At 63.8% G+C, this 12133-nt stretch carries 12 protein-coding genes; 5 read left to right on the top strand and 7 right to left on the bottom strand.

Going from position 1 to position 12133, the window contains the following annotated elements:
• The first annotated feature begins 131 nt into the window (after positions 1–131).
• From metF to I41_RS22155, 4 genes are all read left to right on the top strand, one after another.
• A complete protein-coding gene (gene metF, locus I41_RS22170; protein WP_145435080.1) occupies positions 132–1010 on the top strand; it encodes a methylenetetrahydrofolate reductase [NAD(P)H] in 879 nt (292 codons plus the stop codon).
• 52 nt (positions 1011–1062) lie between these two features.
• Positions 1063–2574 carry a protein kinase domain-containing protein gene (locus I41_RS22165; protein ID WP_145435079.1) on the top strand — a complete coding sequence of 504 codons (1512 nt, stop codon included), beginning with the start codon at positions 1063–1065 and terminating at the stop codon, positions 2572–2574.
• Between the two features lie 323 nt (positions 2575–2897).
• Positions 2898–3122, top strand: coding sequence for a hypothetical protein (locus tag I41_RS22160; protein WP_145435078.1), 225 nt, complete (start codon positions 2898–2900; stop codon positions 3120–3122).
• An 84-nt stretch (positions 3123–3206) separates the two neighbouring features.
• Complete coding sequence (locus I41_RS22155; protein ID WP_145435077.1) at positions 3207–3536, top strand: hypothetical protein; 330 nt, start codon at positions 3207–3209, stop codon at positions 3534–3536.
• Positions 3537–3630: 94 nt separating this feature from the next.
• Here the strand turns inward: I41_RS22155 and I41_RS22150 are convergent, their stop codons facing one another.
• From I41_RS22150 to I41_RS22140, 3 genes are all read right to left on the bottom strand, one after another.
• Positions 3631–4413: a 3-ketoacyl-ACP reductase gene (locus I41_RS22150; RefSeq protein ID WP_145435076.1), complete on the bottom strand. Its 783-nt coding sequence runs from the start codon at positions 4411–4413 to the stop codon at positions 3631–3633.
• Between the two features lie 167 nt (positions 4414–4580).
• Positions 4581–5969, bottom strand: a complete 1389-nt coding sequence (locus I41_RS22145) for a glycoside hydrolase family 88 protein (protein ID WP_145435075.1) — start codon at positions 5967–5969, stop codon at positions 4581–4583.
• 147 nt (positions 5970–6116) lie between these two features.
• Complete coding sequence (locus tag I41_RS22140) at positions 6117–6935, bottom strand: formylmethanofuran dehydrogenase subunit C (protein WP_145435074.1); 819 nt, start codon at positions 6933–6935, stop codon at positions 6117–6119.
• Between the two features lie 77 nt (positions 6936–7012).
• Between I41_RS22140 and mobA the strand changes: the two genes are divergently transcribed.
• On the top strand, positions 7013–7669 hold the full coding sequence (gene mobA, locus I41_RS22135; protein ID WP_145435073.1) for a molybdenum cofactor guanylyltransferase: 657 nt from the start codon (positions 7013–7015) through the stop codon (positions 7667–7669).
• 120 nt (positions 7670–7789) lie between these two features.
• Here the strand turns inward: mobA and I41_RS22130 are convergent, their stop codons facing one another.
• The 4 genes from I41_RS22130 to I41_RS22115 all read right to left on the bottom strand — a co-directional run bounded on the left by I41_RS22130 (position 7790) and on the right by I41_RS22115 (position 11783).
• Positions 7790–8653 carry an anti-sigma factor gene (locus I41_RS22130; protein WP_145435072.1) on the bottom strand — a complete coding sequence of 288 codons (864 nt, stop codon included), beginning with the start codon at positions 8651–8653 and terminating at the stop codon, positions 7790–7792.
• Entirely contained in the window at positions 8650–9225 is a 576-nt protein-coding gene (locus I41_RS22125) for an RNA polymerase sigma factor (RefSeq protein ID WP_210421035.1), read from the bottom strand. The genes I41_RS22130 and I41_RS22125 overlap by 4 nt, the downstream gene beginning before the upstream one ends.
• A gap of 79 nt (positions 9226–9304) precedes the next feature.
• The gene (locus I41_RS22120; RefSeq protein WP_145436458.1) at positions 9305–9835 is read right to left on the bottom strand and encodes a fasciclin domain-containing protein; all 531 of its coding nucleotides are present in this window, start codon (positions 9833–9835) and stop codon (positions 9305–9307) included.
• 328 nt (positions 9836–10163) lie between these two features.
• Positions 10164–11783, bottom strand: coding sequence for a formylmethanofuran dehydrogenase subunit A (locus I41_RS22115; RefSeq protein WP_145435071.1), 1620 nt, complete (start codon positions 11781–11783; stop codon positions 10164–10166).
• Positions 11784–12133: the final 350 nt, after the last annotated feature.

Raw genomic sequence — 12133 nt, 5'->3', positions numbered from 1 at the left:
GCGCCGAGCCGCATTAACCAGAAATTGTTGCTTCAACGACGGAATGTTCCGCCGGAACTTCGCAATGCAGCGCCGCCATCAGCGCCGCGCCGGCGAAGGGTGGCATTGAATCAGTAAACGTGACGACGCCCATGACTATTCGCGACGCGTACGGCTCGAATCGTTTCGGCCTCTCGTTTGAACTGTTCCCGCCGAAGTCGGCCGAGGGAATGGCGAGTCTCTTTCAACATGTCGACGAACTGGTCAAATTCGATCCCAGCTTTATCACGTGCACCTTCGGAGCCGGTGGATCGACCCAAGATCGCACGCTCGACGTGATCGCGGGCGTGCGCGACAAGTATGCGGTGCCGGTGGCGACTCACCTCACCTGCGTGGGGCTCACGGAACCGCAGATTGGCGAGTATCTGGCCCGAGCACTCGACCGAGGCGTGGAAAACGTCGTCGCCTTGCGCGGCGATCCGCCAAAGGGAGAGACGGCATTCAAGCCGATCGCCGGCGGGTTTTCGTACGCGAACGAACTCGTGGGATTTATCCGCCGCGACTTCCCGCAAATGGGAATTGCCGTGGGAGGATATCCGGAGAAGCATCAGGAGGCGCCAAGCCTCGACGTTGATCTGGAGAACCTGAAGCGCAAAGTCGACGCCGGCGCCGACGTCATCATCACGCAGCTCTTTTACAACAACGACGATTTCTTCCGCCTTCGCGACCGGTGCGACGGCCTTGGCATTGCCGTTCCGATCGTCCCCGGGCTGTTGCCGGTGACGAATCTGGCCCAGATCCAACGGATCGCGTCGCTGTGCGGCGCCAAATTGCCGTCACGCTTTGTAACGGCACTCGAGCAGCAGTCCGCCGACGCCGCGGGACAGTTCTCCGTGGGCGTCGAGTTCGCCATCGAGCAAGCGGTCGGATTGCTGGAAGGGGGCATCCCCGGGATTCATTTCTACGTCTTGAACAAATCCGAGGCGACGCGCCGCGTCTTGAACGCCCTTCCGCAGTTTGCCGAAGAATAATCGACGCGCCACGCCCCTGAATTCTCGCCGCCCTAGCGCTCTCACGTTCGACATGAGCATCGACCCTCAGGCCAGCGCCGATTTGACGGGTCGCGAAATTGGCGACTATCGCATCTTGCGGCGATTGGGAGCCGGCGGCATGGCCGAGGTGTATCTAGCTGAGCAGAAGTCGCTCGGCCGGCAGGTAGCGCTGAAGGTGCTGCAGGCGGCGCTCGCTCGCGACGCCAACTACGTGGCGCGCTTTCAACACGAGGCCCGGGCGGCCGCTGCCCTGGTACACGCCAACATCGTGCAGATTTTCGAAGTCGGCCATGCCGACGGGGTCCACTTCATCGCGCAGGAATACGTCCGCGGCAAAAACCTCGGCGAGGTTCTGAAGCGGGATGCGGCGCTCAACCCCCGTTTGGTGCTCGACGTGTTGCGGCAGGTTTCGGCCGCCCTCTGCAAAGCGGCGGAGGCGGGGATCGTCCACCGCGACCTGAAACCGGAGAACATTCTCCTAGGGAATTCGGGCGAAGTGAAGGTCGCTGACTTCGGGCTTGCCCGCATGGAAAGCACCGACGCGAAGACGCTGACGCAGGTTGGCGTTGCGATGGGCACGCCGCTGTACATGAGCCCCGAGCAGATCGAGGGGCGCCCCGTCGACGCCCGCAGCGACGTCTATTCGCTGGGGATTACCAGCTATCACTTGCTAGCCGGTTCGCCCCCCTACGGCGGGGAGACGGCGCTGGCGATTGCCCTGCAGCATTTGAATTCCACGCCGAAGCCGATCGAGAACGTGCGTTCCGACGTGCCGAGCGGACTGGCGCGCGTGGTGCATCGCATGATCGCCAAGCGCCCTGAACAGCGGTACCAAAGTGCGAGTGAACTGCTCGGCGACCTGCGCAAACTCGCGGGCGAAGCGTCGGCCGAGGGCTGGGGGGACGGCCCCGAAGAGTGGTCGCTGGCGGAATGGATTGCGTCGGCCGACTCGCGCAGCCGAGCAGCCGCGGAATTGGGTCGGCTGATGAAAGAGAGCGCGCAACTGCAGCCACGGCGCTGGAAGCCAAGTCGCGCCGCCGTGTTCCTCCTCGGCGCTGCCGCGGTTGGACTTTTACTGGGGGCACTGCTGCGACCGCGTCCCTACCTCGACGGTCAGCCGGTGGCGAGCGTCCAGAAACGGGACAGCGCGTGGGCGCAGCTGTTTCAAGCGAACATTGCCCCCAGCGAAGCGGCGTGGCGCGCGGTGAGGCGATACTTTCCCAATGAGGACGCATACATCTACGAACTGGCCGACGTAGGTCTGGTGCGATACTACCTCTTCGACGCGACGTCTCCCGACTACGCGGCCGCGTTGCCCATTCTGCAATCGTTGTCCCAGACGACCGAAGCAGAATCGCCCGATTCGCCCTTGCGGCCATTCGTGTACGCCGGGTTGTGCGTCGTCAATCAACATCTCGGTCGAACCAACGACGCCATGGCCGCAGCGGATCAGCTGAATGCCGCCATGCGTGACGAGCTGCGCCGGACTGACGGACGCATGGACGAAATGCTCCGGGCGTCGCTCGGCCAGCTGGGGAAATAGCCGGCCTGTCGCGCCATCCCGATCCACCCGTTTCGTCCCCGTCGCCCGGTCGCTGGCCTGCGGCGACGCGATCGCGAGGAACGATTTCCCACTCGCGCAGTCCGCTCAGCGTTCGTCGGCGGAGCGCCGTTTTTTTCGACAGCGTGTACGTCGGGGCCTCGTTTTCGAGCGCGCAAGAAACCTGCAAATTTAGTGAACAAGTGTATAGTTTTTGGCCGCGCGATTTGTTAGGTTCTTGCTCGTGGCGTCAGGCTTGCTAGCAACGCGGCGGCACGCTTGGCCGACTTTTTTCGACTTCAGCGCCGCAAACAGGAGAACCTCCCATGCGCCCGCGAAAACGACCTGAACGCGCGGATATTCTGCCGTTCGAGCAGCCGGAAGCTAACGATCGGCCGTTCGATTCCCCGCTCCATCCCACATTCGAGGAGTGCGACGACGAGTCGTTGCTCGAACTTGACGCCGAGTACTGGGATGCCCTGCTTCCCGATGACGACTACGAGGCGCTGCCCGAGCGGGGCGACTTTTGGACTGATCAGGACGCCGCGTAACTACCACTGGCCGACGGGCAGCGGCTGCGCTAATCGCGTGGCAACGTTTCCACATTCTCAAACCATCAACATGAGGTATGAACCATGCTTTCCGCTTCATTGATTATGGAAATCCGTCGGGAACTGGACCGCGGCGACCTCTCTCACCGCGAAATCTCGAAGCGACTTGGCATCAGTCGCGGGATTATCGCCGCCATGGCCAAAGGAGAGCGCGGCGATCACGGTCGCGTATGGGCTGGGGAAGGCGTGCGGAGTATTCCGCGCCGACCGCTGGCGAGTCCTGTGCGCTGCAAAGAATGCGGCGGCCTCGTCTACCCGCCATGCCGACTCTGCCAGGCTCGAGCCTGCCTGGAGCGCACGCTGGCAACCCGACGACTGTTGCGCGGGGCAGACCCTTCGCGGCGGGCGGCTTGAAGCATGCGCTTGAGGTTGCCGTCTCCGATTAGCTTTCGACGGTCAGGCGGCGCAGCTGCTGATCCTATCGCGCGCCAATAGGCAAGCGCTTGTCTTACAGCCGCCCGATCATCATCCCGCCGTCGATGTTCACGACTTGGCCAGTGGCATAAGGAAACTCGCCGCGCGCCAGCGCCGCGACGGCGCGGCCGACGTCTTCCGGCTGGCCCCATCGCCGTTCGAGCGTGAGGCCGTCCGCGATCATGCGATCGTACTTCTCTTTCACTCCGGCCGTCATGTCGGTGGCGATGATGCCGGGCCGGATTTCGTAGACGCGAACGCCAAACTCGGCGAGGCGGACCGCCCACAGCTTGGTCGCCATGCTCGTGCCGGCGCGGGCCATGCAGTAATCGCCGCGGTTGATCGAGGCGACTTCGGCGGAGATCGACGAAATGTTGACGATGCAGCCGTCGAACGCGGCGTCAGCGCCCCGCTGGTCGGCCATCCACTTTGCGACTGCTTGGGTCAGAAAGTAGGGACCTTTCAGATTGACGCCTATCATCTCATCGAACGATTCTTCGGTTGCTGCGAGTATGTCCGCGCGGACACGCGGGGCGATGCCGGCGTTGTTGACGAGCAGATTCAGTTGGCCGAACTTTGCGCGAATTTCATCGAGGCAGGCGATGCGGTCGTCAGCGCTGGAAACGTCGCCGCGGACGTAGATCACCTCGGGAGACGACTTACGAAGCAGCGCGAGCGGTTCCTGCACGTCGTTCTCGGCTCGCACGCCGTTGATCGCCAATCGCCAGCCTTCAGCCGCGAGCGACTGGGCGATGCCAAAGCCAATCCCGCGGCTCCCGCCGGTGACGAATGCGGTTTTAGTGGAGTTAGTGTTCATGAATCAGGATGGAACCACGACGACACGACGGGCACGACGAAGAACTGCTCTTTTGGCGCCGCGGGTGAATGCAAACAAACGCAGATAAATCAGCTCCTTCTTCATTTGCGTTCATCGGCGTTCATCCGCGGTTCCGAATTCTTTCCTTGGCGGTTCAATGTGAAAGGCTAAGCCGCGAGCGGCAAGTGAAAAGCGTAGTAGGGTTGGTTGCGGGCGAGGCGCTCAACATAGAGAGCCGCCTCCAGTAGATGATAGTCCCCCCACATGCAGGCTTCGCCGTGGGGAACGATTGAACCTGGCGGCGTGTAGTCCCAGTTCCGCGGCCGATGATAGATCGCGTGCAGCAAGATTCCGTCGTGCTGCGGATCGGTGGCGAGATAGGGCTCTTGTAGCAACGAGCGGAGGGCCGTGAGTCCTGCCAGCCAATAGCGATCGCCGGCTTCGCATTCGCCCCGCTCTTGCAAGCGGCGGCCAAATCGCAGCAGCCCCTGGCAAGCAATCGCCGACGCCGAACTATCGACTGGTTCGTGGGCGTTCAGCGGATCGGCAGAACGATCGAGATAGTCGCCGAGGCGGACCAACCCAGGCGCGCCGGTATCCCAGTACGTGATGCCGTCGGTCGGCGTTTGCTCGATGAAGAAGTCGCACGTCGCAGTGGCCGCGCGAACCATCAGGGCTTCAATTTCGCCGCGACCGCCGAAAGGGTCGAGATCGGCGTCGCTCAAGGCGTCGAGGAATTCGAGTTGTTCTGCATAGCCGAGGATCACCCACGCCAGTCCGCGCGTCCAGGTGGTGAACGGCGAATAGCCTTGCTGCGTGCTGGGGCAGCGATAGCGACCGTCGTTCACATTGAAAATGCTCTCATGAGCGACGCGGCCGCTGATGTCGTAGGCGTCCCGCCCCTCGCCGTAGTAGACGTTGTACAAGGCAGTTGCGCGGGCATGCTTCACCAATCGCTCAAGGAGATTGATCGGGGCGTCGTTCTCGCCGCGAACCTGGGCGCCGAGTTGATGACCGATCGCCAGCACGCGGAGCGAACGCATGGTGTCGCTGAAGAGCGAGTGGGGGCCGTTGAACGAATAGATGTGGCCGCCATTGCTCTCGATCGAGCTCCAGCGCGACGCCTGGACCGCGGCGGATGCTTTGAGGGCGAGCTCGTAGTATTCCAGTTGGTTTGCATCGTTTGGCAGGCGTCCTTCGAGGATCAACCGCCGCATCGCGCCGTAGGTGCTGACGTTGTTGAACCCATGGTCGTGAACGCCGAAATGGAGCACGTGCGCCGCCATGTCGCGGCGGGCGCCGTCGCGGCCGATGGCGAGGAGCTCCGCGTCGTTCGTGGCGTCGAATGCGAGCAGCGCCGAGCCGTACTGAAAGCCGCGGGTCCACTCGGTCCAGCCTTGCGGTTCGTAGCGACCCGCGCGGGTGATGACGGGCGAAGGGGCGTTGTGAGGGAACTGCGCGGCGATGCGGCGAAGCTTAGGCGTCGCGAGCGACCAGAGCCGCTCGCACGCCGGGAGGAGCGATTGGGGCGTAAGAGAAGAGTCGAGCGTGATCATCGCTGAATGATGTCGAGGGTTGCGGCAGTTGTCTAGTGATTGATCTGACATGCGCTCGCAGCCCCTGGCTCCGCCAGGGGGTAACGCACCGTGGGACATGGCCTATCGGAATGGAGGCCGACCCCCTGGCGGAGCCAGGGGCTAGAATTATTGCGCGAGCAGCACTTCGCCGCGGCCGAGTTGGAGCGTGTCGCCGTGGAAGAGTTCAACGGCAGTCGCCAGTTGTGACAACTGCTCCGGAGCGAACGACTCGCTCGCGAGTTGCGGCTGCAGCATCCGCAACATCGGCAGCGGGCCGTGGTAACCGGACTGGAAGGTGGGGAGAAGCGTCGGGGGTGGGCTTCCGAAAACGCCGATCGTGCCGCGCCGCATTCCCATACCGACGTGCGGGCCGGTACTGCCGAAGACCAGAATCGTTCCGGCCAACATGCGGAAGCCAAGGTTCGCGCCGGCCGAACCGGCGACGGCGATCAGGCCGCGACGCATCCGGACTCCGACTTCGTCGCCCGCATTTCCGTCGATGAGGATCGTGCCCCCCGCCATACCGCGCTTGGCGCCAGGCGTCGCGGCGCCGACGTGCGAGCCGGCAGTGCCGCGCACGCGAATCACGCCGCCGCGCATCTCGGCGCCGAGCCAATCTCCCGCGTTGCCGCAGATTTCGATCCGTCCGCCGCGCATGGCGAACCCAGCGCGCGGGCCGATCGGTCCGAGAACGACGATGGATCCGGAGCCGCTGCCGCTGCCCATACCGTGCACGTTGCGGCAATCGCCCGCCACCATCCATTCTTCGTCGGTGGGGTCGCCATTGACCAAGAAGAGGTCGCCTAGCAGGACCTCGCGGCTGCCCCGGCGTACCGGCATTCGTCGAATCTCGTCTAGCGACAACCTAGCGAGCAAGCCGGGCGTCAGCCCCGGCATCTCAATGGGGATTTGATCGTCGACGCGATTGATCAATCGGAGCGTCATGGGACACAATGCGATGGCTGCGAAGCGAGCTATTGGCGCTCGCTCCAGTATAGTGATTCTCCCGCCGGACTGCGCTGGTGAACACCGCCGACGAAATCGAGCGAGCACGCCGCGGCGCCCTCATCCTCTGCGGCGGCGGGAGTCGACGCATGGGGCGCGACAAAGCGTCATTGCCGTTTGGCGACGAGACGATGCTGGCGCGCGTGATGCGGCTGGTGGCTGAGAGCGTGCCGCGGGAGCAGATCGTGCTGGTTGCCGCCGCAGACCAGCATCTGCCGCCGTTACCCTGGGCGGCGACGATCATTCGCGACCGCGCAGCCGATCAAGGGCCGTTGCCGGCTCTCGTTGATGGACTGGCGGCGCTGCCAACTAACGTCGCGGCGGCATTCGTCACCGCATGTGATGTACCGTTGTTGGAGCCGGCGTTCGTCGGGGCGCTCTTCGCGGCGCTGGAGTCTGGAATTGATGCTGCCGTGCCACGCGATGGCGAACGGCTCTACCCGTTGAACGCCGTCTACCGGCCGAGTTGCGCGGCGACGTTGCGGGCCTATCGCGACGGGGGGCGATCATCGCTTCAGGGGGCGCTGCGGTCGCCGGGGATGCGGCTGAAGGAGTTGCCGGTGGAGCAGCTGCGTCGCGTCGATCCTGAATTGCGGACGCTGCTGAGTTGTAATACTCCGGAGGAGTATCAAGCGGCGCTCGCGCTTCTATCGAATGATGATCGCGGCGTTTAGAGCGCAGAAAATACTTTCAGCCCCCGGCTCCGCCGGGGGGTAGCACCACGCGCGACGATCTCTACCGCGATGGAAACCGACCCCCGGGCGGAGCCCGGGGCTGCAAGCGGGTGTGCGCTACTACTCGTTCGATTCCGCTGCGGGCGGATCTTTGGCGGCATCCTCCGGCTTCGGCACGGGAGCTAGCAGCGGCAGGCGCTTGCGGTCGGAGACGACCACGCCGCCCGGCTTCTCCACCGTGATGGCAAAGAGCGTCGCCTTGGTGATCGGCAGTCGCGCATCGATGGGAACGACCACTTCTTTTTGGCCGGCGGGAATATCGAACACGCCGCCGTCGACGGGGGTCGCCTCGGGGCGATCGGCGTCGAAGATCCAAAGTTGATATTGATTCTGCTTCGGATCGTTGGCCTCGAGGCCGCTAAATTCCATCACGCCGCGCTGCAGTTTGTCCGACCAAATGACCTTGCCGCTGGCGGCCTTCGCGGCCGGGTCTTCGGTCTTGGTCCAATCGGCTTGGAAGACGCTGCCGGGATCGCGATTGGCCGCTGCCAGTAGCTCCGATCTCAAGTCGAACGGCGACAAGTCGCCAAGATTTGGTTGGCGGCCGAGCGAGAACGCCGCCACGGCCAGCGCCGCGGCCGCCACCGCCCAGCCAAGCCAATCGCGACGCGGGAGCTCGTTAGCGACGCGGCGTTCCACTGAGCCGGGCACGATCGACGGCAGCGCCTTGCGCTCTTCTGCCACAGCCTTCCGCACTCCCTGAAGCGTCCGTTGCCGCAGCTGGTCCGGCAGCGATTCGTGGGCCATCGCGTGGCCATGCAGGCCAAGGTCGAGCGCCGCGGCGGTTAGCGCGAGTTCGTCGATGGCCGCATCGTCGCCGCCCAGAAATTCGAGCTCGCGCAGTTCCTCGGCGGTCAGGCCAAACAGGGCCCGGTCGGCGAGGAGTTCGTGGCGACGGTCGTGGGAAGAAGGTCCGCTACTCATGCGACGCCTCCTTTCCCGGTGAGCTTGTCGGCATTCGCGGCCAGCAGTTCGCGGAGTTTGATCAGCCCGCGACGAGCGTGTGTTTTGACGGTGCCAAGGGGCAGCTGAAGTCTTTCGGCGATTTCCGACTGCGAACAGCCCCCCTCCAAGGCGAGCTTCAAGACGCGCTGCTGTTCGCTCGAGAGCTCCTGCATTTTCTCGCGAGCTCGATTGGCGTCGTCGCAAACCTGCAGCCACTCGGCGGGGTCGCGAGCGCTCTGCGGAAGGGTTGTGTCGTCCCAGGCGGTGGTTTGCGGTTGACGGTCGCGGCGGCGCTGGCGGTCTATCAAGCGGCGGCGCGCGATCATCGCGATGAACGTCGGCTCCGAGGCGATCGACTCATCGTAGCGCTGGGCGTGACGCCAGACCTCGATGAAGACCTCCTGAACGGCGTCTTCCGCGTCGGCGTTGGTCGGCGAAAAGCGGCGCGCGAGCGACCACACGAGCCCGCCGTAGCGGGCAAGGCAATCTTCCATGGCGGCGGGGTCGCCGGAGGCGACGCGGGCCATCACGCTGTTCACGGGGTCCGACAACGGCTCTCTCTTCAATTGAGAAACGGCCCGGCGGCGGGGCGGGCGAGAAAGCCGCGCCCCGTGCCGGTCGCATCGCAATCTATTTCGGCAGCAGGACTGAGTCAATGACATGGATCACGCCGTTGGAGCATTCGACGTCGGTCTTCAAGACCTTTGCCTTGTCAATCATCACCTCGTCGCCGTCGACGGTAACCTTCACCTTGCCCCCTTGAACCGTCTTGGCTTCCTTGACCTTGACGACGTCGGCGGCCATCACGTTGCCGGGGACGACGTGGTAGGTCAGGATCGCAACGAGCTTTTCCTTGTTCTCAGGCTTCAGCAGATCTTCCACGGTGCCCTTGGGGAGCTTGGCGAACGCTTCGTTCGTGGGAGCAAAGACCGTGAACGGGCCCTTGCCGGAGAGCGTTTCGACCAGTCCGCCTGCCTTCACGGCCGCGACCAGCGTGCTGAAATCTTCGATCCCGGCCGCGGTCTCAACGATGGTCTTGGGCTTTTCCGCCTCGGCGGCGACGTAGTGCCGTGGCGCCCGAGCGACTTGGCTCTTCCAGCATTTGCCGGCCTGGGCGGGTTGAGTGAGGACGGCAAACGCCGCCAACGACAGTGCATACATGGCTAGTTTCATGGTAGAGATTCCATTTGCGGTGATAGCAATCGGTCCGAGCCGCCCAGGGTGGGCGACTCGTCTACAACAAAACAGGGCCCTGTGTGGAAGTGTTCGGAGTCGCCTTAGGGGTGGATTCGGAAGTTTTTAATTTCCGAGAAACCAGCCTAGGAGAAGTTGGCGGCGCTTGTGGGAGGGGTCTCCGGCCCCGATGACGGTTTGCTGGCCGCGGCTTGTTGCGGCGCCGTATAGGCGTCGGAGACGCCTCCCACAAATCTACATCCCGCAAATCTACATCCCACAGATCTGCATCCCACAGATCCGAAACGTGAGGGAGCTACGCCAGGGCGTAGTTCTTTATCTTCAACGAGTAATGGTCGTTGAACCACGACTCCAGGGCGGGGAGCCGGTCTTGGTCGAACGCGGGGGCGTTGTGCAGGGCGACGCCGTCGGGAGTCGCGCGGAGCTCGCCTTGGTCGACGATCGTCTCGCCCGCTTTGATCACCATCCGCGGCAGCTCGAACATCTCCTGATAGTTCTCGCTCGGCGTGTAGATCGTCACGTCGGCGTCGGCGCCGGCGCCGAGGTGGCCTTTCTGTTTGAGGCCGAGCGCTCGCGCGGGGCCGGAGCGGGTGATGACGGCGATTTCGCTCAGCGTGTACTCGCGGTCGAGGTCGCCGAGAATGCAACGCTCGCGGACGGCGGCAGGGCAGCGGGCGAACGCCGCGCGGCGGAACTCGCGATCCATCAGCAGGCGGATGATCTGCGGATACGCAAGGAACGAGCCGCCGTTAGGGTGGTCGGTGCTCATCATCACCTGCCACGGATCGTCGACGAGCAAGTACCACTCGAGGCCGATCGCCCACTGCAGGGCGTGGACGATCGACTTGCGGCGATACTCGATCGGCGTGACGCCGCAGCCAGCTTCGACTTCGACGTCGCAATTGAACCAGCGGTTGCCGTAGAGTTTGTGGAGGAAGTAGCCGGCTGCGCCGTCGGCGGTCATTGCGACGGCGTCGCCGAACATCACCTGTCCGACGTCGACGGTCAGGTTGGGATGGGCGTTCACATAGTCGGCCAGGTCGGCGACGCGGCTCGACATGCTAAACTCGTCCCCCTCGCCGCCGCCGTAGCTGTGGAACTGGATGTGGGCAAAGTGCGCGCGGCGACTCTCGACTGCTTCCATCGTGGCGAGCGTGGTGCGCCAGTTGCCCGGCATGCCGAGCTGGTTGCAGTGGATGTGCGCGGGGTGGGGCAGGCCGAGGTCGTTGGCGGCGGCGACAATCTCGCGGATGACGGCGCGCGGGGTGATCTTGTAGCCGGGAATCGGATCGTCGAGCCCATGGCCGCGGGCGGTTGAGGACTGCTTCCAAACTTCGACGCCGCCGGGGTTCACGAGCTTGGGGGCGTACCCCTTCGTGGCGCCGAGGAGCCACGCGATGAACATCCGCAGTCGCGCGGGGTCGTTCGCTTCGATGGCTTCGAGGGCGTACTGGTTGTTCCCCATGAGGATGAAACAACCTTTGTCGATGCAGGGAGTGTCGGCGAATTCAAGGTGAGCGTGGCGAGAGCCGAGCGGGGCGATCGCGGCGTCGAACGCGGTGGTGTAGCCGAGGCCGGCGTACTTGTAGCCGGTGGCGAAGGTGCTGGGGACCGAGCCGAGCGTGCCGCTGCGGGTGAGATCGCTGCGGCGGAGGACGTTGCCTTCGCCGCGACGTTGGTCAGGGGTGATGATCCGCGCGGCGTTCGCGGCGGGGCCGGCGATGTGGCAGTGGATGTCGACGCCGCCGGGCATCACCGCTAAGCCGCTAGCGTTGATGACGCGGGCGGGGTGGATTGTGGGGTCGGCGGGCGGGGAGACGATTCGGCCGCCTTCGATCCAGAGATCGCGCACCTCGCCATCAACGCCGTTGGTTGGGTCGTAAAGCTTGCCGCCGGTGATCTTGGTGAGGGGCATGGGGGCTGGATGCTGGCGGGTCGGGTGGCCGCGGAGTTGTTGCTAGTGATTTTTGTCGTTTTGGCGTTAGGTGGCGAACGTTGTTTTTGGCGACATAATTCGCTCGGCTTAAGTTGCTGATTTGATTGAGGTTATGATTTTGGCGTGGCGATTTTTGTCGTTTGTGTCGCGACGGAAGTCGAAGGGACAGGATAGGTCGTCGGAGAGTTTTCGGCCCCGGCTCCGAAGCCAACTTCAACGGCCGTCATGCTTGGAATGCTGAGCGGATAATGATTTAACCACAGAGAGCTCAGAGACCAGCGAAGGGAGATGATCCGCTGGTCGTCTTCTCTGGGCTCTCTGTCTGCTCT

Origin of the sequence: Lacipirellula limnantheis, assembly GCF_007746075.1 — a bacterium.
Lineage (GTDB): Bacteria > Planctomycetota > Planctomycetia > Pirellulales > Lacipirellulaceae > Lacipirellula > Lacipirellula limnantheis.
The sequence above is the reverse complement of the archived record's forward strand: the minus strand, read 5'-3'. Positions and strand labels throughout refer to the sequence as shown.

Bases quoted from the DNA above. Each gene is read 5' to 3' on its own strand.
- metF (WP_145435080.1), top strand. From the start codon at position 132: ATGACTATTCGCGACGCGTACGGCTCGAATCGTTTCGGCCTCTCGTTT.
- I41_RS22165 (WP_145435079.1), top strand. From the start codon at position 1,063: ATGAGCATCGACCCTCAGGCCAGCGCCGATTTGACGGGTCGCGAAATT.
- I41_RS22160 (WP_145435078.1), top strand. From the start codon at position 2,898: ATGCGCCCGCGAAAACGACCTGAACGCGCGGATATTCTGCCGTTCGAG.
- I41_RS22155 (WP_145435077.1), top strand. From the start codon at position 3,207: ATGCTTTCCGCTTCATTGATTATGGAAATCCGTCGGGAACTGGACCGC.
- I41_RS22150 (WP_145435076.1), bottom strand. From the start codon at position 4,413: ATGAACACTAACTCCACTAAAACCGCATTCGTCACCGGCGGGAGCCGC.
- I41_RS22145 (WP_145435075.1), bottom strand. From the start codon at position 5,969: ATGATCACGCTCGACTCTTCTCTTACGCCCCAATCGCTCCTCCCGGCG.
- I41_RS22140 (WP_145435074.1), bottom strand. From the start codon at position 6,935: ATGACGCTCCGATTGATCAATCGCGTCGACGATCAAATCCCCATTGAG.
- I41_RS22130 (WP_145435072.1), bottom strand. From the start codon at position 8,653: ATGAGTAGCGGACCTTCTTCCCACGACCGTCGCCACGAACTCCTCGCC.
- I41_RS22120 (WP_145436458.1), bottom strand. From the start codon at position 9,835: ATGTATGCACTGTCGTTGGCGGCGTTTGCCGTCCTCACTCAACCCGCC.
- I41_RS22115 (WP_145435071.1), bottom strand. From the start codon at position 11,783: ATGCCCCTCACCAAGATCACCGGCGGCAAGCTTTACGACCCAACCAAC.